Origin of the sequence: Arthrobacter sp. CAN_A2, assembly GCF_015752045.1 — a bacterium.
Lineage (GTDB): Bacteria > Actinomycetota > Actinomycetes > Actinomycetales > Micrococcaceae > Arthrobacter_D.
The window spans coordinates 224638-247435 of record NZ_JADOUS010000002.1; the positions used below are offsets into that span (position 1 = coordinate 224638).

Genomic DNA, 22798 nt, shown 5'->3' on the forward strand with positions numbered 1-22798 from the left:
CGCGATGCCGTGCACGACGCCGGCGCCGCATCCGGGCAGAGGCGCATCCGGAACGACGACGGCGCCGCACCCGGGTGGGTGCGGCGCCGTCGGACGGGCTCGGGGAGCCTGCGGATCAGGCGACGTTGTTCTCGTAGTCGTTGTCCCGGGTCTCCCGCGAGAACCAGAGCGCGATGAAGGTGGCGACGGCGGCCACGCTCAGGTAGGCGCCCACCAGCACGGTGCTTCCGTCCGCAGCCTGCCACAGCGCCACGGCGATGAAGGAGGCCGGTGCGGCACCGATCATGCTCGACACGTTGTAGGCGACCGCCGAGCCCGTGTAACGGACGTTGGCGGGGAAGAGCTCGGGCAGCACGGCGGCCATGGGGCCGAAGGTGAGTCCCATGAGGATGAATCCGATGATCAGCAGTGCCATGGCGCCGATCGTTCCGGCGCCGAACAGCGGAGCCCACAGGAGCCCGAAGACAGCGATGCCCACGGTGGTCGCGAGGAGCATCTTGCGCCGGCCGAAGCGCTCGGCCAGCGGACCGGACACGAGCGTGAAGATGCCGAAGAACACGACGCCGATGATCAGCATCCAGAGGAAGTCGGTACGGTCCATGCCCAGGCCCGGCACGAACGCCGCGGCCTGCGCGTCGGTGAACTCCTTGCCGGTCGCTTCCGCCCGGGCCCGCGCCTGCTCGACGCTCGACGGCGAGGTCCCGTACGTCAGGGTGAAGGCGGTCATGAAGTAGAAGAGCACGTAGGTCGCGAACATGATGAACGTGCCGAGGATCAGGGCCCGCCAGTGCAGGCGGAACGTGGTGCCGAGCGGCACCTTGACTACCTTGCCCTCGCTCTGGACCTTCTGGAAGGACGCGCTCTCGATCAGCTTGAGTCGGACGTAGAGGCCGATGATCACCATGACCGCGCTGAGCAGGAACGGCACGCGCCAGCCCCACTCGAGGAACTCCTCGGGCGTCAGGACGGTGCTCAGCAGGACGAACAGGAGGTTGGCCAGGATGAAGCCGATCGGAGCGCCGAGCTGCGGGAACGTCCCGTAGACGGCCCGCTTGCCCTCGGGTGCGTTCTCGGTGGCCAGCAGGGCCGCTCCGCTCCACTCCCCGCCGAGCGCGAGGCCCTGGAGGAAGCGCAGCACCACGAGCAGCAGCGGGGCCAGGAGTACCCAGCCGTCGTTCGTCGCCGCCGGCAGCAGCCCGATCAGGAACGTCGCGATGCCCATGGTGAGCAGCGACGCCACGAGGGTGGCCTTGCGCCCGATCTTGTCGCCGAAGTGTCCGAAGACGACGGAGCCCAGGGGCCGGGCGACGAACGCGACGCCGAAGACGGCGAACGAGCTGAGCAGCTGGTTCGCGGAGGTCTGGTTCGGGAAGAACAGGGCAGGGAACACCAGCACCGCGGCCGTGGCATAGATGTAGAAGTCGTAGAACTCGATCGTCGTTCCGATGAGGCTGGCGAAGATCACCTTGCCCCGGGAGTTCAGCGGCTTGGTGGTTCCGCCGGCACTGGCGGCAGTGGAGGAGGTCATTGGTGTCGGCTTTCTCAAAACGAGCCGTGGCCGCGGGGCACGGGGGCCGCCGCAGCACGGCGTCCGTGCAACAGATGAATGCCAACATCTGACCACCAGCGTCCATCAGGTGGATAAGCCTGTCCACCATGTGGACATCGGGAACCGGGCTTCCGGCGCCTCTCCGCGGGTCAGGTGTGCACGTGCAGGCGGCGTGCCGCTTCGGAGATGGACCCCGTCAGCGACGGATACACGGTGAACGTGTTGGCGACGTCGTCCACGTGCAGCTTCTTCGTCACCGCGAGCGCCAGCGGGAAGATCAGCTCGGACGCGCGGGGGCCGACGACGACGCCCCCGATCACCGTGCCGGAGCCCTTCCGGGAGATCACCTTCACGAAGCCGTCCTTGACGTTCATCATCTTGGCGCGCGCGTTGGTGTGCAGGGAGAGCTTGACGATGTCCCCCTGGTACCGCCCGGACTCGATGTCCTCCTCCGTCACGCCCACGGTGGCGATCTCCGGGGAGGTGAAGATGTTCGAGGCGACCTGCTTGAGCTTGATCGGGCTCACGGAGTCGCCCATGAGGTGGGCGATGGCGATCCGGCCCTGCATCGCGGCCACCGAGGCGAGTGCGAAGACACCGGTGCAGTCACCGGCGGCGTACACGTTGGGCGCCGTGGTCCGGGAGACGCCGTCCACCGTGATGTGCCCGGATTCGTTGACGGCCACCCCGGCGTCCTCGAGGCCGATGCCGACCGTGTTGGGGACGGCGCCGACAGCGACGAGGCAGTGGCTGCCCTCGACCGTCCGGCCGTCCGCGAGGTGCACCCTGACGCCGTCGTCCGTGCGGTCGACCGCGTCGGCCCGGGACTTGGACAGCACGGTCATGCCGCGGTCCTTGAACACGCCCTCGAGGACCTCGGCGGCGTCGGCGTCCTCGCCCGGCAGCACGCGGTCGCGACTCGAGATCAGGGTGACCTTCGAGCCGAGCCCGTTGTAGGCGCTGGCGAACTCGGCTCCGGTGACGCCCGAGCCGACGACGATCAGGTGGTCCGGGATCTCCCGGAGGTTGTACAGCTGGGTCCAGTTGAAGATGCGTTCGCCGTCGGGCATGGCGGTCGGCAGTTCGCGCGGCGTGGCACCGACGGCGAGGAGCACGGCGTCGGCCTCGACGATGCTCGTCCTGCCCCCCGAGTGGACCTCGAGGCGGTGGTTGTCGAGCAGCTTGCCGGTGCCGATGATCACGCGCACGCCGAGGCGTTCCAGGGTGGCGCGGATGTCGGAGGACTGCTCGACGGCGAGCTTCAGGAGCCGCTGGTTGACCTTGTCCAGGTCGGCGTAGACCTTGCTGTCCTCGGAGAACCGGACGCCGAGCCCGCTCGCGTCGGTGAAGCGCGTCATCGTGTCCGCCGTCGCGATGAGGGTCTTGGACGGTACGACGTCCGTGAGGACCGCCGAGCCGCCGAGCCCCTGGCGCTCGACGATCGTGACGTTCGCGCCGAGCGACGCCGCGACCAGCGCCGCCTCGTAGCCGCCGGGTCCCCCGCCCAGGATCGCGAGGCGCAGTGAACTGAAGTCGAGTTGGTTGGTCACCGTCCCATCATCGCCCATGCCACTGACGCGCGGGAAATAGAGGGTAGGTTGTAGCGGTGACTTCTGATCCTTTTGACCTGGCCCGCGACGCTGCCGGCCACATCGCCCGCGCGACCGGCATCGACCGGCACGACACCGCACTCGTCCTCGGCTCCGGCTGGGGGGAGGCCGCCGAGCTCATCGGCGAGACCACGCACACCCTCGACGCCGCGGACATCCCCGGCTTCTCGGCACCCGCCGTCGTCGGCCACACCGGCACGATCCGCTCCATCCTCACGCCCAACGGCAAGCGCGCGCTGGTCCTCGGCGCACGCACGCACTTCTACGAGGGACGAGGCGTGCGCGCCGTGGTGCACGGCGTCCGCACCGCCGCCGCGGCCGGCGCGACGACGATGATCCTCACCAACGGGTGCGGCGGCCTGCAGGAGCACTGGCAGCCCGGCACCCCGGTGCTGATCAGCGACCACATCAATCTGACGGCGTCGTCGCCGCTCGAGGGCGCCACCTTCGTGGACCTCACGGACCTGTACTCACCGCGCCTGCGCGAGCTCGCCCGCCGCGTGGACCCGACGCTCGAGGAGGGCGTGTACGCGCAGTTCACCGGGCCCCACTACGAGACGCCTGCCGAGGTCCGGTACGCCAAGCGCATCGGCGCCGACCTCGTGGGCATGTCCACGGCACTCGAGGCCATCGCGGCCCGGCACGCCGGCATGGAGGTCTTCGGCCTGTCCCTCGTGACGAACCTCGCGGCCGGGATCAGCCCCGTCCCGCTCAGCCACACCGAGGTCCTCGAGGCCGGCCAGGCGGCGGGCCCCCGCATCTCCCGCCTGCTCGCCGACATCGTCGCCACGGTCTAGCCGCCCCTCCCGCCCCGGCGCCATCCCGCCACCGCTGCAGCACCGGCGCCCGTCGGGCTGCCGCCGATCCACGTAAGGAACCCGCATGACCACCCCCGACCTGGACACGCTCCTCGCCGCCGCCGACGCCTGGGCGTCCGCCGACCCCGATCCGCGGACGGCGGAGGAGCTCCGGACGCTGACCGGGAACGTCCGGTCCGGGGACTCCACCGCGGCCGTCGCGGAGCAGGAGCTGCGGGACAGCTTCTCGGGTCCGCTCGTGTTCGGCACGGCCGGGCTCCGGGCAGCCCTCGGAGCCGGCCCCAACCGCATGAACCGCGTCGTGGTCCGCCGGGCCGCGGCGGGCGTCGCCGCCCACGCACTGGACCTCGCGGCCGGCGCCTACGCACCACGCGCCGTCGTCGGGTTCGATGCCCGCCACAACTCGCGCATCTTCGCCGAGGAGACCGCGGCCGTCCTCACCGCCGCCGGACTCGAGACGTTCCTGATGCCCAGCGAGCTGCCGACGCCGGTGCTCGCCTACGCGACCCGCGCCCTCGAGTGCGAGGTGGGCATCATGGTCACCGCGAGCCACAACCCGCCGCAGGACAACGGGTACAAGGTCTACCTCGGCGGGCGCGCCGTCGAGGAGGACGCCCGCGGCGTCCAGATCGTGGCCCCGCACGACGCCGGGATCGCCACCCACATCGCCGCCGTCAGGGACGTCTCGCTCGCGGCATCCGGGTGGACGGTCCTGCCAGAGGCCATCGAGACCGACTACGTGGCCTCGGTCTCCGCGCTCGCCGATCCCGCCCTGACCGACCGCGACCTGAAGATCGTCCTCACCCCCCTGCACGGGGTCGGCGGCCGCACCGCGCGGGCCGTGCTGGCGACCGCCGGGTTCGGCGATGTCACCGTCGTCGAGCGCCAGGCCGAGCCGGACCCCGACTTCCCCACGGTCGCGTTCCCCAATCCGGAGGAACCCGGCGCCCTGGACCTCGCCCTGGAGACCGCGGCGCAGGTCGACGCGGATCTCGTGATCGCGAACGATCCCGACGCCGACCGCGTGGCACTCGCGGCACGCGAACCTTCGACCGGTGCGTGGCGCATGCTGCGCGGCGACGAGGTCGGGACCCTGCTCGGGCTGCACCTCGCCGCCCGCCTCGGCACCGGTGAGGCCGCCGCCGGAGAGACTGCCGGCGCTCCCCGGCCCGCGGTCTTCGCGAACTCGATCGTCTCCTCACGGCTGCTCGGCAGGATCGCCGCGGGCTCCGGCGTCGACCACGTGCAGACCCTGACCGGCTTCAAATGGATCGCCCGCGTCCACGACCTCTCCTTCGGCTACGAGGAGGCCCTCGGCTACTGCGTGGCCCCCGACCTGGTGCGGGACAAGGACGGCATCTCCGCCGGACTGCTGCTCGCCGAGCTCGCCGCGGCGACGAAGGCCGCCGGCCGCACCCTCTTCGATCTGCTCGACGACGCGTACCTCGTGCACGGACTGCACGCCGCGGACCAGCTCTCGGTCCGCGTCGAGAGCCTCGGCCTGCTCGGGGCCATGATGGGCAGGCTGCGGGAGAACCCGCCGTCGTCGTTCGCCCACTCGCCCGTGAGCGTCGCCGAGGACCTCGCCGAGGGCTCCGCGCACCTGCCGCCCACGGACGGGCTCCTGTACCTCACGGAGGACCGGACGCGGGTCATCATCCGGCCCAGCGGCACGGAGCCCAAACTCAAGTGCTACCTGGAGGTGGTGGAACCCGTCGGGTCCGCCGCCGGGCTCGGCGAGGCCAAGGAAGTCGCCCGCGAGCGCCTCGAGGCCGTCAAGCGCGACGTCGCCGGGGCCCTCGGCCTCTGATGTCTGTGCCCCTGGCGGCCGGCTGGACGGCACCGACATGGAAGGATGGGAGCATGCCTAACGACGTATCCCTCGCCTCCTACATCGACCACACCCTCCTGAAGCCCGAGGCGAGCCGTGAGCAGATCCTCACGGTATGCCGCGAGGCGGTCGAGTACTCGTTCAAGTCCGTCTGCGTGAACCCGGTCTGGGTCAGCACCGTGCGCACGGCGGTGAAGGACACCGGTGTCCTCACCTGTTCCGTCATCGGGTTCCCCCTCGGCGCCACGACCACCGAGGTCAAGGTCTTCGAGGCGCAGGGCGCCGTGGCCGACGGGGCCGACGAGATCGACATGGTCATCAACATCGCGGCCGCACGCGCGGGCGACCGGGAACTCCTGGTGCAGGACATCCTCGCGGTCGCCGAGGCGGTCCACGAGCACGGCGCCGTCCTCAAGGTCATCATCGAGACCTCCCTGCTCACGGACGAGCAGAAGGTGCTTGCCTGCGAGGCCGCCGTCGAGGCAGGCGCCGACTTCGTGAAGACGTCCACCGGCTTCAACGGCGGCGGCGCCACGGTCGAGGACATCGCCCTCATGCGGAAGACGGTGGGCCCGGACCTCGGCGTGAAGGCCTCCGGCGGGGTGCGGTCCCTGGAGGATGCGCGCGCCATGATCGACGCCGGGGCAACGCGTATCGGGGCCAGCTCAGGAGTCGCTATCGTTAAGGGTGAACAGGGCGCGGCCGGCTACTGACGCGACCGCAGGTCCCGCACCCGCAGCACACAGCCCCAGCACGAACACGACGAACGCATCCAAGGAGAACCAATGTCACACGACCTCAGCCCGGAGCGTCAGCCTGCGCACGCCGGCGAAGGCCACCTCGTCGGGAACATCGTGGTGTTCGTGCTCATCATGGGCGCCTTCCTGCTGGGCATCTACCTGCTCAACTGGCTGACCCTCGACACCGTCTGGCCGATGTTGGCCATCCTGGTCCTCTCGTTCCTCGCGTTCTTCATCCCGCAGGGGATCATGGGCCGCGCCGACACCGGGTACAACCTCGCCGAGGGCAACCGGACCGACGAGAAGGAAACCTCCGCCGGCGTCAGCTCCTGACGACGAGGGCGCAGACCCGCGTCCGCCCGTCCCACGAGAAGGCCGTCCCCCCGGGGGCGGCCTTCCCTCTTCCTGCCACCCCTTGATCCCGCCCCGCTATCGGTGCACAGTGGACCGCATGGATCGGCGTGGGAGCGCCGGCTGGACGGTCCCGCTGCCTACTCCACTCCCCGGAACAGTTCCGGGGAGCATGAGAAAGGAACGGAAGAATGTCCGGAACGACAGCCTCACCTGCTCCAGCGCCCGCCCGGGTCATCGCCACCGCCGTCGTCGTGGCCGTCGTCGTGAACCTCGCCATCTTCTTCCTCGGCGGACTGGCGGGAGCGTCCTACGCGTTCACCTCACCGGCGGGACCGGCCACCGTGGCCGCCGTCGTCGTCGTCGCGTTCACGATCATCCCGCTCGCACTCGGCCTCACGGTCGTCGCCGTGACGCGCCGCTGGTGGCCGGGGGTGGTCACCGTCGCCCTGATCGTCGCCCCGATCCTCGAGATCGGCACGATCTTCGCCCTGACACTGCCCGCCGACTTCGACGGGCCGAGCACGATCGCACTGGCCCTCTGCCACGTGGCCCTCGTGCCGGTGACCGTGCTGGCACTCCGCCGACTCGGCGCCGGACAGCTCGGCGCACCGGCGGAGAAGACCAGGGCGGCCCACCGGCAGAGCGGGACACGCGGCTGACCGCACGGGGCGGGTCCGGGTCCGGGGTTGGTCCCGGTCCGGGGGCACGCTACGGGGTGAACACCGCGTCGAGCACGTTCCTCGCCCAGTCCAGGATCTCGGCGTCCACGAGGTCCCGCCCGCCGATCCTCGCGGTCTTCGGCTTCGGGACCAGCACGGCGTTCATTGCGGGCTTCACGGCGGCGCCGGGATACATCCGCATCAGGCGCATCTGCTTGGATTCCGGCAGCTCGGCCGGGGCGAACTTGATGAAGTTCCCCTGCAGCGCCACGTCCGTGAGGCCGAGGGCCCGGGCGGACACCCGGAAGCGTGCCACGGAGATGAGGTTCTCCACGGCCGCCGGCGGCTCCCCGTAGCGGTCCTTCAGCTCGGCGACGACGGCGTCGATCGCCTCGTCGGTGACGGCGGAGGCCAGCTTCCGGTAGGCCTCGAGGCGGAGGCGCTCCCCCGGCACGTAGTCGTGCGGCAGGTGCGCGTTGATCGGCAGCTCGATCTTCATCTCCGCCGTCTTCTCCTCGGCCTCGCCCCGGAAGTTCGCGACGGCCTCGCCGACCAGGCGGATGTAGAGGTCGAACCCGACGCCCTGGATGTGCCCGGACTGCTCGCCGCCCAGCATGTTGCCGGCACCTCGGATCTCGAGGTCCTTCATGGCCAGCTGCATGCCCGCGCCCAGTTCGTTGTGTGACGCGACCGCCTTGAGCCGCTCGAGGGCCACCTCGCCGAGCGGCTTCTCCGACGGGTACAGGAAGTAGGCGTAGGCGCGTTCGCGCCCTCGGCCCACCCGGCCGCGGAGCTGGTGCAGCTGGGACAGACCGTAGGAGTCGGCGCGGTCCACGATCAGGGTGTTGGCGTTGGAGATGTCCAGGCCCGTCTCGATGATCGTGGTGCAGACGAGGACGTCGAACCGCTTCTCCCAGAAGTCCACGATGATCTGCTCGAGCCGGGACTCCGTCATCTGGCCGTGCGCCACGGCTATGCGCGCCTCGGGCACGAGCTCCCTGAGCTGGGCCGCGGTGCGGTCGATCGACGAGACGCGGTTGTGCACGAAGAACACCTGGCCCTCGCGCATCAGTTCGCGCCGGATGGCGGCCGACGCCTGCTTGTGGGTATACGGGCCCACGTAGGTGAGGACGGGGTGGCGTTCCTCCGGGGGCGTCGCGAGCGTGGAGGTCTCGCGGATGCCGGTGAGGGACATCTCGAGCGTCCGTGGGATCGGGGTGGCGCTCATCGCCAGGACGTCCACGTTGGTGCGCATCTTCTTCAGCGCCTCCTTGTGTTCGACGCCGAAGCGCTGTTCCTCGTCCACGATCACGAGCCCGAGGTCCTTGAACGCGATCTCCTTCGACAGCAAGCGGTGCGTGCCGATGACGACGTCGACCGCGCCCGAGGCCAGGCCCGCCGCCGTCTCGCGCGACTCCTTGGCCGTCTGGAACCGCGAGAGCGCACGGACGCGCACCGGGAAGCCGGAGAACCGCTCCGAGAAGGTCTCGAAGTGCTGCTGGACCAGCAGCGTGGTCGGCACGAGCACGGCGACCTGCTTGCCGTCCTGCACGGCCTTGAACGCGGCACGGACGGCGATCTCGGTCTTGCCGTAGCCGACGTCCCCGGAGACGAGCCGGTCCATGGGGACCTCGCGCTCCATGTCCGCCTTGACCTCGTTGATCGTGGTCAGCTGATCGGGCGTCTCGACGTACGGGAACGCCTCCTCGAGTTCGCGCTGCCACGGCGTGTCGGGGCCGAAGGCGTACCCCCGGGACGCCATGCGGGCGGAGTAGAGGCGGATGAGCTCGCCGGCGATCTCCTTGACGGCCTTGCGGGCCTGGTTCTTCGTCTTGCTCCAGTCGGAGCCGCCCATCCTGCTCAGCGCCGGGGCGTCCCCGCCCACGTAGCGGGTCACCTGGTCGAGCTGGTCGGTGGGCACGAACAGGCGGTCCCCGGGAGCCCCGCGCTTGGACGGCGCGTACTCGAGCACGAGGTACTCGCGCGTGGTCCGGGTGGGCCCCGCGCCGGTGGAGCGCTGCAGCAGCTCCACGAACTTCGCGACGCCGTGCTGCTCGTGGACCACGAAGTCGCCCTCCTTGAGCTGCAGGGGGTCGACGGCGTTGCGGCGCCGCGAGGGCATTTTGCGCATGTCGCGCGTCCCCGAGGCGCTCGTGCGCCCGAGGAGGTCGGCCTCGGTGAGCAGGCCCAGCTTGAGCCCGTCCACCACGAAGCCGCGGCCCGCGCACGCCGTCGTGATCTCGATGATGCCCGGCTGCGGGGCCGCCTCGAGGGAGTCGACGCGGCTCGTCGGGATGTCGTTGTCATGGAAGAGTTCGGCGAGGCGCTGCGCCGGGCCCGGGCCCTCCGTGGCGACGACGACGCGCCACTGGTCGCGGACACGCCCGCCGATGAAATCCATCATCTCGGCGACGTCGCCCTGGTAGCCGCGCGGCTCGCGGGCGTGCAGCGTGAAGCTGTCGACGTCGGTCAGCTCCTCGTCGGCCCCGAAGGACGTGATGCCCCACCAGGCGACCGAGTGGGCGAGCGCCGTCGCCCGGGTGTCGGTGAGCGACCTGAAGCTCGCCTCCTGCAGGTCGGTGCCCAGCGCTCCGCCGAGGTCCAGCGGTGCGGCACCGCCGTCGGACGCCGTGGACCACGCGGCGGCGAGGAACTCCTCGTTCGTGGCCGAGAGGTCGTGCGCCCGCGTGCGGACCTTCTCCGGCTCGAGGACGACGGCGATCGAGCCGGGCGGCAGTTCACCCATGAACGGGACCATCGCGTCGACGAGGACGGGTGCGAGGGACTCCATACCCTCGACGGCGATCCCGCCGGCGATCTTCTCCAGCATGGACGCGGCGGCCGGGAGCTCGGACTGCAGCTTCGCGGCCCGGGACATCACGGACGGGGTGATGAGGATCTCGCGGCAGGGCGGGGCGTACAGGGCGGTGGGCGGTTCGCCCGAGGTGAGGGACCGCTGGTCCGCGACGGCGAACCATCGCATCTGGTCCACCTCGTCGCCGAAGAAGTCGACGCGCACCGGGTGGTCCTCTGTGGGCGGGAAGACGTCGATGATGCCGCCGCGGACGGCGAACTCCCCGCGGTGCGTGACCATGTCCACCCGCGCGTACGCGGCGTCGGAGAGGGCCCGGACGACGTCGGAGAAGGCCACCTCGTCGCCGACCTTCAGTGCCACGGGCTCGAGGTCGCCGAGCCCGGCGACGAGCGGTTGCACGACGGCGCGGATGGGGGCGGTGATGACGCGCACCGGGTTCCCCTCGGGGTGCGCGAGCCGGCGCAGCACCGACAGGCGCCGGCCCACGGTGTCGGAGCGCGGTGACAGGCGCTCGTGCGGCAGTGTCTCCCAGCTGGGGAACTCCTCGATGGCGCTCTCCGGCAGGTAGCTGCGCAGCGCCGCCGCCAGGTCCTCCGCCTCCCGGCCCGTCGCGGTGATCGCCACGACCACCGGCACGGCGCTTCCCGCATCTCCCGGGACGACCGGGACGGCGTCGAGGCCGTCGACCATCTCGGCGATCAGCGGTGCCCGCATCCCGGCTGGTGCGCCGATCTGCAGGTCCGCGCTGCGCTCCCCGACCGGGCGTGAAGCGTTGGTCCGCACGCGCCCGTAGGACGCATCCTCGGCGAGCGCTGCGCGCAATCCGTTCAGGCTCATCTGGTGGGACTCCTCGGGCAACGGGTGAAGAACAGCGGGTGAGAAACAGGGCGGAGACAGCACGAAAGCCCGGAAACATGAAGCATTCCCGGGGATATCCCCACACTACCAACCCCCACCGACGCTCCCCGGGGGTTGTCGCCGGCTTGTAATCGACGGCACACCGGCGGAGGCCAGGCCGTAGGATTGCGGGAGGCCCCTGCCCTGCCGCCTCGCGGCACCCACCTGTGCATCCTTCGGAGGAACCATGGCATTGAACGCGTCCACCACGCTCCCCTACGACACCGGGACGGTGCTCGGCGTCTTCACGGACGAGGCGTTCGTGCGCCACATGAGCGAGTACGTCGGCGGCACCCTCGAGTCCCTCACGGTCGACGGCGACACCTCCGGTCCCTTCACCCTCACGGCCGTCCGCACCATGCCCACCGACCGGCTCCCCGACATGGCCCGCAAGTTCGTCGGCGAGACCCTCTCCGTCACGCAGACGGAGCAGTGGGGTGCGCCCTCCGCGGACGGCTCACGCGAGGCGAAGCTCGAGATGACCGTCGCGGGCGTCCCGCTGAACGTCGCCGCCGTCCAGCGCCTGATCACCCAGGGCACGGACACCGTCGTCGACCTGCAGGGGAACGTCACCTCGTCCATCCCGTTCCTCGGGGGCAAGATCGCCGGCGCCGCCGAGCCGATGATCGGCAAGGCGCTGAACGTCCAGGCCGTCCAGGCGCGGAAGTGGCTCGAGAGCCGCTGACCGCGGCGACGTCCCCCCGCCCCTCCCCCTCGACCCGAGAGATCCACGCACGCCATGCAACTCCCCACTCCCCTCGCCCTCATCCTGATCCTCGCCGGTGTCTGGACGCTCGTCGTCTGGCCGCCGTTCCTGCGGCGCGTCCTCAAGGACCCGCGCGCCCGTGACGAGAAGGGTACCGCCACGCGGTTCCTGACGGTGCACCTCATGCTCATCTCGACGTCGATGATCCTCGGTGCCGCGACCGCCGTCATCGGCGTGCGCGCCCTCGTCGCCTAGCGACCCTCCGCTCCGCCGTAGCCCGCACCCACCCAGGAGACCTGATGGCCCACGACGAGTCCCCGAAGGCATCCGGCGCCCACCCGGTGATCCTGCAGCGCTCCAGCTATCCCGAATACCTGCGCATCACGGAGATCCTCCGCAAGGAGACCGTGGGCGGCATCCTGCTGCTGATCGCCGCGACCCTGGCCATCATCTGGGCCAATTCGCCGTTCTCCGACTCCTACTTCGCCATCCGCGATTTCGAGTTCGGCTACGAGCCGTGGCACCTGCAGCTCTCCGTCGGCCAATGGGCGTCGGACGGCCTCCTGGCGGTGTTCTTCTTCCTCACCGGGCTGGAGCTCAAGCGGGAGTTCGTGGCCGGGGACCTCCGGCGGATCAGCCGGGCGATCGTCCCCGTGGCCGCAGCCTTCGGCGGGGTCGTCGTGCCCGCGCTCATCTACGCGGCCGTCAACCTGTCCTCCCCGGACACCCTGCGCGGCTGGGCCATCCCCACGGCGACGGACATCGCCTTCGCGCTGGCCGTCCTCGCGGTGATCAGCTCGCACCTGCCGGGGGCGCTGCGCATCTTCCTGCTCACGCTCGCCGTCGTCGACGACCTCATCGCGATCGCGATCATCGCGTTCTTCTACTCGGAGGACGTCAGTTTCGTCTTCCTGCTCTGGATGCTCCTACCGCTCGGGCTGTTCGCGCTCCTCGCCCAGCGCCGACCCAAGTTCTTCGGCAGCACCACGCGCGGCCCCTGGCTCATCCTCCTGCCCCTCGGTGTGGCGACGTGGGCCCTGATGCACGCCTCCGGGGTCCATGCGACGGTCGCAGGCGTGCTGCTGGGCTTCTGCGTCCCCGTGCTGCGCAAATCCGGCGGGAAGACGATGCTGCCGCGCCCGGACAAGCCGGGCCTGGCCGAGGTCTTCGAACACCGTTTCCGTCCGCTCTCGACCGGCTTCGCCGTCCCGGTCTTCGCCTTCTTCTCGGCGGGCGTGGCGATCGGCGGCGCCGCAGGGTTCGCCTCGGCGGTCACCGATCCGGTGTTCATCGGGATCGTGCTCGGCCTCGTGCTCGGCAAGCCCATCGGCGTCCTGCTGACCACGTTCGTCGTGACGAAGATGACCCGCGCCAACCTCGACCCCGGGCTGAGCTGGTGGGACCTGCTCGGCGTCGGCATCCTCGCCGGCGTGGGCTTCACGGTCTCGCTGCTGGTGAACGACCTCAGCTTCGGTGCGGGCAGCGAGCACGACGACCATGCGAAGGTCGCCATCCTGACCGCGTCCGTCCTGGCGGCGCTCCTCGCGAGCGTGGTGCTGCGCTCGCGGAACAAGCACTACCGGCGCATCGACGAGGAGGAGAAGGTGGATTCCGACGCCGACGGCATCCCGGACGTCTTCGAGGAGCGCGGCAACTAGGATCGGTCCATGACGGACTCCGGCTGGCCGCGCAGAGCGGTGGACCTCGTCGCCACCGGCGCGGGCTGGTCCCGGAACCGCCGCCGCCGCATCGTCCTCAGCGAGCTCGCCCTCACGATCACCTTCACCCTCACCGTCGGACTGGGCCTCGTCCAGCGCGACGCCCTCGACTCGACAGCCCTCTTCCTCGCGGGGTGGGCCCTGAACCTCGTGGTCCTGGTGCTGTGCTGCGTCCTGCCGTGGTCCAGGATCTCCGGCCGCTGGGTCATCCTGATGCCGCTCCTGGACTTCGTGGCCATCGGCCTGGCCCGGGCTGCGGCGGGCGATGCCCTCTCCGGCGTCGGCCTGCTGGCGGCCTTCCCCGTGGTCTGGATCGCCGCCTCCCGGGTGCGGACGGCTGCGGCCGTCGCCATCACCGTCCTCGCCTCCCTGGCGATCATCTGGTTCCCGCTCGTCGCCCAGCCCGGGCCGGTGACCCTCGACACCCTGATCGACCCGATCCTGCTCCCGATCATGCTCACCGGCCTGGCCTGGTTCGTCAGCGAGCTCACGAAGGACAACCGGCGGCGGCAGGCAGCCCTCCAGGCCTCGCAGGCGGCCCTGCGGGAGAGCGTGGAGGCCGGACGGGCACGCGAGAGACTGCTCAGGACCGTCCTGGACACCGTGAGCGTGGGGGTGCTGGCGGTCTCCGCCCGGGGCGACGACGTCCTCATGAACGCCCGGCAGCGGGAGGGCCACGCCACCGCGGCGCCCCCGGGCAATGACGATCCCACCGAGGCCGAACTGCTGATCTTCGGCGAGGACAGGGTCACGCCCCTTCCCCCGGACCGGCGCCCCGTGCTCCGCGCGATCGGCGGCGAGGACCTCGACGGCGAACAGGTGTGGGTGGGCACGGGGCGGTCCCAGCGTGCCCTCAGCATCTCCTCACGGTCCATGCACGACGACGACGGCGCGTTCGCGGGGACCGTGGTGTCCTTCAACGACGTCACCGAACTGCTGCGCGCCCTGCACGCCAAGGACGATTTCCTCTCCAACGTCTCCCACGAGTTCCGCACCCCCCTGACCTCGATCCTCGGCTACCTCGAGCTCACCGCCGAGCGGAGCGACGACCTCCCGGACGACGTGGCCGGTTTCATCACGGTGGCGCGACGCAACGCCCTGCGCCTGGAGCGGCTGGTCGAGGACCTGCTGGCGATCAACGCGGGCACGTTCCAGGTCCACCCCGTGCCCACCGACGTCGGCGGGATCCTTGCGGAGGCGACGTCGTCGAGCCTCGTCCGCGCCGCCCGCGCGGGGGTGCGCCTCGTGAACCGTGCGCCGTCGAGGCTTCCGGCCGTGGCCGACCCCGTGCGGCTGGCGCAGGCCGTGGACAACCTGGTCAGCAATGCGGTCAAGTACAACCGGCGCGGCGGCAGCATCACGCTCGACGCCACCCTCGGCGAGGACGGGCTGACGGTGCAGGTGGAGGACACCGGGATCGGCATCGAGGCCGAGGAGCTGCACCAGGTCTTCGACCGGTTCTTCAGGTCCTCGTCGGTCCGCTCGTCGTCGGTCCCGGGGGTGGGGCTGGGGCTCCTGATCACCAAGAGCATCGTCAGCGAACACGGCGGGTCCATCACCGTGACGAGCGAGCCGGGCGTGGGGACCTGCTTCAGCATGCTCATCCCGCAGCCGGCACCCTGACAGGGTCTCCTGTCCTGGTCGTGCGGTCAGGCGTTGGCCGCCAGCAGCGATTCCTCGAGGGCGACCCACGCCAGCATGGCGCACTTCACCCGGGCCGGGAAGCGCGAGACCCCGGAGAACGCCGCGGCGTCGCCGAGCACCTCCTCGTCCGCCTCGATCCTGCCGCGCGAGCGCATGACCTCGCGGAAGCTGTCCACGAGGCCGATCACCTCGTCCCTCGGCAGTCCCTGCACCAGGTCGGTGAGCACGGAGGCCGAGGCCATGGAGATGGCGCACCCGGCGCCGTCCCAGCTGACCGAGGTCACGGCGCCGTCGGCCACGCCCGCGCGCAGGGTGATCTCGTCACCGCACACCGGGTTGAGCTGATGGGACTCGCCCACGCGGCCCGCGCCATCGTACTCCCGCAGCGGCGAGCCGTGCCGCGCCTTGGCGTGGTCGAGGATGATCTGCTGGTACAGCTGTTCGAGGCCCGTGCTCATCGGTGTGCTCCAAAGAAGGGACGGACCAGTGCGACGGCGTCGAGGAACGCGTCCACCTCGTCCGTCGTCGTGTACAGGTAGGTGCTCGCCCGGGTGGTCGCGGTGAGCCCGAGGCGGCGGTGCAGCGGCTGCGCGCAGTGATGGCCCACGCGGACCGCGATGCCCTTGTCGTCGAGGAACTGCCCGACGTCGTGGGCGTGCACGCCGTCGACGTCGAACGACGCCAGCCCGATGCGGGGGCGGCCGGCCTCCGGGCCGAGGACGCGGATGCCCTCGATGGCGCCGAGTCCCTCCACGAGGCGCGCACCCAGCGTGGTCTCCCACGCCTCGATACGCTGCATGCCGGTCTCGGCGAGGTAGTTCGCTGCGGCGCCGAGGGCGATGGCCTGGGAGATGCGCTGGGTGCCGGCCTCGAAGCGGTTCGGGGAGGGCAGGTACTCGGCGCGCTCCATCGTGACGGTGGTGATCATCGAGCCGCCCGTCAGGAAGGGCGGCAGGGCGTTGAGCAGCCCGGCGCGGCCGTAGAGCGCACCGATGCCGGTGGGTCCGAGCATCTTGTGGCCGGAGAACACGAGGAAGTCGACGTCCAGGGCCTTCACGTCGACGGGGAGGTGCGGCACGGACTGGCAGGCGTCCAGCAGCGTGAGGGCACCGACCCCCTGCGCGAGCCGCACGAGGTCGGCCACGGGATTGATGGTGCCGAGGACGTTCGAGGCGTGGGAGAAGGCCACGAGCTTCGTGGCCGGCGTGATGACGGCGGCGGCCTCCTCGAGGCGCAGCGTGCCGTCGTCGGCGACGGGGATGAAGCGGAGCTCGGCGCCCGTGCGGGCCGCGAGCTCCTGCCAGGGGATGAGGTTGGCGTGGTGTTCCATCTCCGTGACGACGATCCGGTCCCCGGGGCCGAGGGCGAAGCGGCGTGCCGCCTCTCCCCCGCGTCCGAGGCTCGCGTTGGACATCGCGTATGCGACGAGGTTGATGCCCTCGGTGGCGTTGGAGGTCCAGACCAGTTCGTCGGTGCGGGCGCCGATGAACCGGGCGACGGCGGTGCGGGCGTCCTCATAGGCGTCGGTGGCGTCGACGGCGAGCGTGTGGGCCCCGCGATGCACGGCCGCGTTGCGCTGCTCGTAGAATTCCTGCTCCGCCTCCATGACGCTCACCGGGTTCTGGGAGGTGGCGCCGGAGTCGAGGTAGATGAGCGGCTTGCCGTCGACCTCGGTGCCGAGGATCGGGAAGTCGTTGCGGATGCGGTGCACCTCGGCGTCGGTCAGCCCGGCGTCGGACGGGGTGAGCGTGACGGGTGTGTCGACCACGGGCACTTCGGACTCCTCGGATCAGTCAGCGGGCCGCACGTCAATTACGCAAGGCTTCTCTGCTGTAATCCTGCCACTCCGGGCGGCGCGGGGCACCCCAGTGCTGCCTAAGTCGGACCACCCGCAGCGGGTGGAGCTCCTGCGGCGGCTACAGGACAACGTCCGGCTGCTGCAGGACCTCACGCCGGCTGATGCCCAGCTTCGCGAAGATACGGTACAGGTGTCCTTCGACGGTCCGCGTTGAGATGCCGCGGATCTCCGCGATCTCGCGGTTGGTGTGCCCGGCCGCGACCAGCTTCACGATCACCTGCTCCCCGCGTGTCAGCCGCGCCCCGTGCGCCGGCGGCACCGCACTGCCTCCCGGCACCACGCGGAGTTGGGCGCGCAGGGCCGCCAGCTGCCGGTCGATGCCCCGGGCCACCGCTCCGGCCGGTCCCGCCAGTGCGGCCTCCTCCAGGCACCGGACGGCGAGGGGCAGGTAGCCCCGCCGTCGGGACGCTTCGCTCTCGGTGACGAGCGCGTCGCGGTCACCGGCGGCGGCCGCCGCGGCGAAGCGGTGCAGGAAGCGGCCCGCCTCGCCGTCGAACGCCCGAGTCACCTCCGCGAGGGGGCGCAACGCCGTCCTGTCCCCCAGCACCGCCGCATGGTCGAGTGCGGTGGCGACCACCAAGAGCGAGTACCGGCCCTCGGCCCGTGCGGCGATCGACCGCAGGCGCTCGACGGCGCCCTCCTCGCCCAGGTGACCGAGCGCGGCCGCGACGTGGGCATCCCCCATGCGGCGGGCGACGGCGTCGGACCCGCCCTCGAGCGGCCCGTGGGCGTCGATCAGGGACCGGGCGCCCGATCCGTCACCGGCCCGTGCGCAGGCGTAGGCTGCGGCACCCGACACCCACTCGAGGAGGTGCAGGCCGTCGACGTCGCGGAAGGCCTCGACCGCCAGGACCAGGTGCTCCCGCGCATCGCGGAAGCGGCCGGTCTGCAGGCTCCTGCTCCCGTCGATGACGTCGAGCCAGCCGCTGAGGAGGAAGGTGCTCTCGGCGTCGGGCGGGTAGCACCGGTGAAAGCGGTCGCGGGCGTGGTCATAGGCGCCGGTGCCGATGAGGGACATCAGGTGCTCTCCGGACACGGCCTCGCGGTAGGTCAGCAGGTGCTCGGGACTCTCCTCGAGCAGCGACTGGGCTTCCTCCAGGGCACGGGATGCCGCCTGGGGCCTCCCGGTCCGGGTCAGGGCGTGCGCGAGCAGGGTGAGATGACCGAGCCGCACCTCCGCCGGCAGGCCGGCATCCACCGGCGCCGCCTCCAGGTCCGCTGCCCCGCGCAGGTTCCCGCCCAGGACCTCGACGGAGGTACGGAGCAGGCGGACCGCGGCGCGGGCGGCCTCCCGTGCCTGCGGGTCACCGCCGTCGTCGTCGACCGATGCGTCCAGCAACCCGGCCCAGCGTTCGACATCCCCGTGCAGCGCGCGCGTCCCCTCCTGCAGGTACCTTCGCAGGTGCAGGGAGAGCACGGCCCCGTCCCGCGCCACGGCGGCGTCGCCCACCGTCCGGAGCCCCTCGTCCAGGAGCACCCGGGCGAGCTGCCGATTGCCGTCGGCCGCCTGCACCCACGCCGCTTCGAGCAGGTAGGCCGGCGTGGGCGAGGGCTCCCGGACCGCCCTGAGCGCGTCCAGAGCAAGACGCGGATCGTGGAGCCGGTTCGCCACCCTCGCGGACCGGAGCAGCACGGGGTCCCCGACCGGCGAGGACGTCCTGAGGGCCGAGGCGACCCAGGCGGCGAGTCCGCTCGGGTCCCGGGGCGGTTCGGGCAGCGCGGCACGGACGGTCTCTGCACGGTCCAGGGCGCGCGCCGCGGTGATGCTGCCGCGCAGCGCCTCGGCGTGCAGGGGGTGCCGGAGGGAGACGAACTGTCCGTTCGAGGGATCCACCTCGATCAGCCGCTCCTGCGCCAGCCGTGCAAGGACCCCCCGCTCCACCTCGGCCTCGAGGGAGGCCAACGGGACCCGCCCCTGGACGGCGACGGCTTCGAGGGCCGCCAGCTCTGCACCGCTGCGCTCGCCCAGCCCGTGCAGCAGGAGATCGGCCAGCGGGGCACCGATGGCGGGGCGGGGCCCCTGCGAGCGCCATACACCGTTCCGGGCGACGAGGTAGCCCTGTCCCCTGAACTGCTCGAGGAGCATGGTCAGCAGCAGCGGGTTCCCCCGCGTGGTCACGGCCAGCATGCGCGCGGTGCCGGTGAGGACGGGTCCGCCGAGCACCTGCTCGCACAGCTCGCGGATGTCGGGGAGGGTGAGCGGCTCGACCAGGTGGTGTGCCAGGAGGCCGTCCTTCGCGGCGCGGGCGAACTCCCCCACCGGTCCCGGCACCTGTCGTGCCGTGGCCAGCACCTTCACCTTGCGGGCGGTGGCCAGCTGCATGATGAGCAGCGCGGACTCGTTGTCCAGGTTGTGGGCGTCGTCGACGAGGATGACGGGTGCGGCCTGGTGCCTCAGCTCCGGGGCGATATGCCTCATGAAGTGGCGGAGGACCGCCGATGGTGACCCGGCGTCCGCCGGCGAGAGCCCCACGAGGTAGCGGGACAGCGCCCCGTACGGGATCAGGCGGAGGCCCACCCCTCCCCTCACCGGGATGACCTGGACGGAGTCCTGCAGCTGGTGGGCGACCTCGCGTGCGATGGCGGTCTTCCCGATGCCGGCCTCTCCCACGAGCACGACGCCCACCGCATCCGGTGCCCCCAGCCCGTCGACGACCGTCTGCACCAGGACGGACCTCCCGCTCAGCACCTGCATCCCTTCTCCCTCGTCCATCATCGTTTCGCGAACACGGAGCGCAGCTGCTTGCGGTTGTGGACGCCCAGTTTCGCCATCGCCCGGTGCACATACCCTTCCGCGGTGCGGATCGACAGGTGCTCGGCCGCGGCGATGTCCTTGTTGGAGGCACCGCGGGCCACCATCCTGGCCACCGCGCGTTCGCGCTCCGTCAGGGCCTGGCGGGTCAGGGACCGCCGCCGCTCCACGGAGGTCTGCCGGAGGATCTGTTCGGCGCGGACGAAGATCAGGGGGTCGTCGTCGCGCGCGCGCAACTGGACGGCGAGCAGGGAGGAGGAGCCGGCGAGGTCGTGGTGGCCGGCGGTGAGGGCGGCCTCGGCAGCCTCCAGCAGCAGTGCCGGATCCTGCGCGAGGACCCCCTTGCTGAAGAGGTGGCCCAGGTGCGCGAGCGGACCGGGGAGCTCGCCGGAGCGCACCAGCAGGCGGTGGGCGACCGAGGCCTCCCCGAGACGCACCGCCTGCAGGAGGAAGAGGAGTTCGAGGCCCTTGCCGCCGAGTGCACGCTCGGCATTCGCGGAGCGCAGCATCGCCTGCGCGGAGCTCTCCTGGTCATCGAGCAGGGCCGCCGTGAGGACGCTGAAGTAGTCGACCATGCGGCCCGCGGGCCAGCGGTTGTGCCGGCCCCGGCGCCGCCCGTCGTCGAGATAGCCCCTGGCGGCGTCGTCCTGGCCGTCCAGCGCGTACGCGTACGCCGCGGCGGCCTCGGCCGCGGGCAGCATCCCCGACCGGTCCTCCATCCCCAGCTCGGCCATCGCCGGCAGGAGCAGCCGGAGTGCCTCCCGGCTGCGGCCCGCCCCTGCCAGCAGGATGCCCGCCAGACCCTCGGCCCATACTTCGTCCTGGATGTCGCGCTGCGAGGAGGAGACGCCGCGCAGTCGTTCGAGTGCCTCGTCGAGGCGGCCCGCCAGGGCGAGGGACAGCACGGCGCCGCGGTGGGCCTCCTCCTGATCGCGGGGATGGGAGGCGGCATACGGGCTCTGCGCCAGGACCTCGGCGAGCACATCGGCGCGCTCGTGCCGGCCTGTCGCGGCGAGGGCGATCATGAGCAGGCCCTTCGCGCGGACCGCCGCGGACGAGGGGTCGAGGATCGAGGCGGTCAGGCAGGAGGCATCGCGGATGACGTCCGAATAGCGCCCCTCGAGCAGCCCCAGTTCGAGGCGCAGGAGGGTCAGTTCCGCGCCCAGGTGCCCGCGGTCCTCGCCCTGCACGGCCGAACAGTCGGCTTCGCACAGGCGCAGCCGCTCCAGCAGCGCGTCGTCGACGGGGGCGTGGCGCAGCCTGGTGCGCGCGTCCTCCAGGCGCAGTGCCGTCCGGCAGGCCGGGGTCAGGTCGGGGTCCTGCAGGAGCGTGTCGATGGCGGAACGGACGGCACGGGCGTCAGCGTGGTCGAGGGGCAGGCGGGCGTATTCGATGACGCCGGCCGGGTGCTGCCGCCAGTCGTCGAGCGCAGCCAGGACGCGGCGCGCCGCGCGGGGAAGCGCGAGCTGGTTCGCATGCTTCGCCGCGCGCAGGAGGCGCTGGTCCGGGACCACGGCGCCCGCGTCGAGGAGCCACTCGGTGAGGACGACGTCGGAGGTGGGCGGCAGGTCCTCGCACCGTTCGACCTCGTCGAGGGCGTCGAGGATCGCCGGCTCCGGCGAGCGTGCCAGGGCGGTCCTGAACGACGTTGCGGCGAAAGGCTCCGCGATGACCGCGGTGGGCTCGTCGCCCCACTGCACGCGGATCAGCCCGCGCTGCTGGAGCGCGTCGACCTCGTCCCGGGGGATGTGGTGGAGGAGCATCCGCACGGGCAGTCCCTCGAGCACGGACAGGAGGGCGAGGGCCGTCCGCGCGACGCCGGTCGCGGCGTCGAGCGTGCTCGTCCCGATGCCTGCCCCCGGAACGCCGTTCCCGGGCCGCTCGTGGGACTGCGTCCAGATCCCGTCCCGGCGCCCCATCTGTCCGGTCTCGAGCGCCAGCGGGACCAGGGTGCGGAGATTGCCGGCCTTGCCGTCGCTCGCCCGCCACATCGCGACCGCCAGGGCGCGGGACACGTCCCCGCCGAGGACCTCCCGGAGCAGGTCGCGGGTCTGTTCGAACGTCAACGGTTCGATATCCACCCGCACCAGTACCTGGTTCCGCCAGAGTTCCAGGAACGGCTCGGGCGTGGACGGTATCTGCTCGGTGATGACCACCAGCCGTACGGACTCCGTCGAGGCGAGATGCGCCAAGGCCGTGGCGGACTCGGGGTCCAGGTCCTCCACGTTGTCGACGACGACGACGGGCCGGCCTCCGGGCATGCGGGTGAACAGGGTCTGGAGTGCGGTGAGCAGGACCAGGGGATTCCGGGCCACCTCGTCATCGAGGTCGACGAGGAGCACGGTCAGCGCACTGTAGGCCATGGGCGCGCCGAGGCTGGAACCGCGGATGTACAGGATCTGCTGCTTCGAGGACAGGGCGTTCACGGCGTGGCGGGCCACTGCCGTCTTGCCCTGGCCGGCTGCGCCCACGAGCAGCACGCCCGAGGACTCCGTGGCGCGGAGGGCGTCCGTGACCCGGTCCGTCTCGGCGCTGCGTCCTACCAGCGGCCAGGTGCCGCGCGCCACCACCTCAGTCATGGAAGGCACCGTGCTCACACGACGGCGCGGGCAGGGGCATGCCCGTACGAGGTGGCTCCCCTGTGTACGCGTGCTCCGTCATAGCTCATCCCCATCGACCGCATGACTGGGCTTCGGCTCCCCTGCCCGCCTCGGGAAGGGCCCGCCGCCTACTACGTTGGTCTCGCCGAATCATACGCGAGATCCTTTGGTTGTCTACCCGCACCGGTACTTTATGGGCCCCTCGGTACCCGCTCGTGATGCGCCGGACCCGCCGTCGCACCGCGCG

16 protein-coding genes are annotated in these 22798 nt (G+C 71.3%); 9 read left to right on the forward strand and 7 right to left on the reverse strand.

The features are described from left to right. Positions 1-115 precede the first annotated feature (115 nt). A complete protein-coding gene (locus IWX63_RS03280) occupies positions 116-1528 on the reverse strand; it encodes an MFS transporter (RefSeq protein ID WP_199276707.1) in 1413 nt (470 codons plus the stop codon). Positions 1529-1698: 170 nt separating this feature from the next. Further along, the gene (locus IWX63_RS03285; protein ID WP_199276708.1) at positions 1699-3099 is read right to left on the reverse strand and encodes an NAD(P)H-quinone dehydrogenase; all 1401 of its coding nucleotides are present in this window, start codon (positions 3097-3099) and stop codon (positions 1699-1701) included. A 56-nt stretch (positions 3100-3155) separates the two neighbouring features. Between IWX63_RS03285 and IWX63_RS03290 the strand changes: the two genes are divergently transcribed. From IWX63_RS03290 to IWX63_RS03310, 5 genes are all read left to right on the forward strand, one after another. Beyond that, positions 3156-3956, forward strand: a complete 801-nt coding sequence (locus IWX63_RS03290; RefSeq protein WP_199276709.1) for a purine-nucleoside phosphorylase — start codon at positions 3156-3158, stop codon at positions 3954-3956. An 85-nt stretch (positions 3957-4041) separates the two neighbouring features. Further along, complete coding sequence (locus IWX63_RS03295; protein WP_199276710.1) at positions 4042-5787, forward strand: phospho-sugar mutase; 1746 nt, start codon at positions 4042-4044, stop codon at positions 5785-5787. A gap of 53 nt (positions 5788-5840) precedes the next feature. After that, positions 5841-6521, forward strand: coding sequence for a deoxyribose-phosphate aldolase (gene deoC / locus IWX63_RS03300; RefSeq protein WP_199276711.1), 681 nt, complete (start codon positions 5841-5843; stop codon positions 6519-6521). A 72-nt stretch (positions 6522-6593) separates the two neighbouring features. After that, positions 6594-6881 (forward strand): hypothetical protein, encoded by a 288-nt coding sequence (locus tag IWX63_RS03305; RefSeq protein ID WP_199276712.1) that lies wholly within the window; start codon positions 6594-6596, stop codon positions 6879-6881. Positions 6882-7090: 209 nt separating this feature from the next. After that, positions 7091-7561, forward strand: a complete 471-nt coding sequence (locus IWX63_RS03310) for a DUF6069 family protein (protein WP_199276713.1) — start codon at positions 7091-7093, stop codon at positions 7559-7561. A 49-nt stretch (positions 7562-7610) separates the two neighbouring features. Here the strand turns inward: IWX63_RS03310 and mfd are convergent, their stop codons facing one another. Then, positions 7611-11213: a transcription-repair coupling factor gene (gene mfd / locus IWX63_RS03315; protein ID WP_199276714.1), complete on the reverse strand. Its 3603-nt coding sequence runs from the start codon at positions 11211-11213 to the stop codon at positions 7611-7613. 247 nt (positions 11214-11460) lie between these two features. Here mfd and IWX63_RS03320 point away from each other — a divergent pair, with 247 nt between their 5' ends. Genes IWX63_RS03320 through IWX63_RS03335 form a run of 4 tightly spaced genes read left to right on the forward strand, consistent with a single transcriptional unit; the run spans position 11461 to position 15320 of the window. Then, a complete protein-coding gene (locus IWX63_RS03320) occupies positions 11461-11958 on the forward strand; it encodes a DUF2505 domain-containing protein (RefSeq protein WP_199276715.1) in 498 nt (165 codons plus the stop codon). Positions 11959-12012: 54 nt separating this feature from the next. Then, the gene (locus IWX63_RS03325; protein WP_199276716.1) at positions 12013-12234 is read left to right on the forward strand and encodes an SCO4848 family membrane protein; all 222 of its coding nucleotides are present in this window, start codon (positions 12013-12015) and stop codon (positions 12232-12234) included. Between the two features lie 44 nt (positions 12235-12278). Continuing rightward, positions 12279-13637 carry a Na+/H+ antiporter NhaA gene (nhaA, locus tag IWX63_RS03330; protein WP_199276717.1) on the forward strand — a complete coding sequence of 453 codons (1359 nt, stop codon included), beginning with the start codon at positions 12279-12281 and terminating at the stop codon, positions 13635-13637. 9 nt (positions 13638-13646) lie between these two features. After that, complete coding sequence (locus tag IWX63_RS03335; RefSeq protein ID WP_199276718.1) at positions 13647-15320, forward strand: sensor histidine kinase; 1674 nt, start codon at positions 13647-13649, stop codon at positions 15318-15320. 26 nt (positions 15321-15346) lie between these two features. Here IWX63_RS03335 and sufU read toward each other — a convergent pair whose 3' ends face one another. From sufU to IWX63_RS03355, 4 genes are all read right to left on the reverse strand, one after another. Further along, positions 15347-15799: a Fe-S cluster assembly sulfur transfer protein SufU gene (sufU, locus tag IWX63_RS03340; RefSeq protein WP_199276719.1), complete on the reverse strand. Its 453-nt coding sequence runs from the start codon at positions 15797-15799 to the stop codon at positions 15347-15349. Further along, positions 15796-17115: an aminotransferase class V-fold PLP-dependent enzyme gene (locus IWX63_RS03345; protein WP_442859090.1), complete on the reverse strand. Its 1320-nt coding sequence runs from the start codon at positions 17113-17115 to the stop codon at positions 15796-15798. Before IWX63_RS03345 ends, sufU begins: the two co-directional genes overlap by 4 nt. A 142-nt stretch (positions 17116-17257) precedes the next feature. Beyond that, on the reverse strand, positions 17258-19894 hold the full coding sequence (locus tag IWX63_RS03350; RefSeq protein WP_199276721.1) for an AAA family ATPase: 2637 nt from the start codon (positions 19892-19894) through the stop codon (positions 17258-17260). 17 nt (positions 19895-19911) lie between these two features. Continuing rightward, complete coding sequence (locus IWX63_RS03355) at positions 19912-22530, reverse strand: helix-turn-helix transcriptional regulator (RefSeq protein ID WP_199276722.1); 2619 nt, start codon at positions 22528-22530, stop codon at positions 19912-19914. Between the last annotated feature and the right edge of the window lie 268 nt (positions 22531-22798).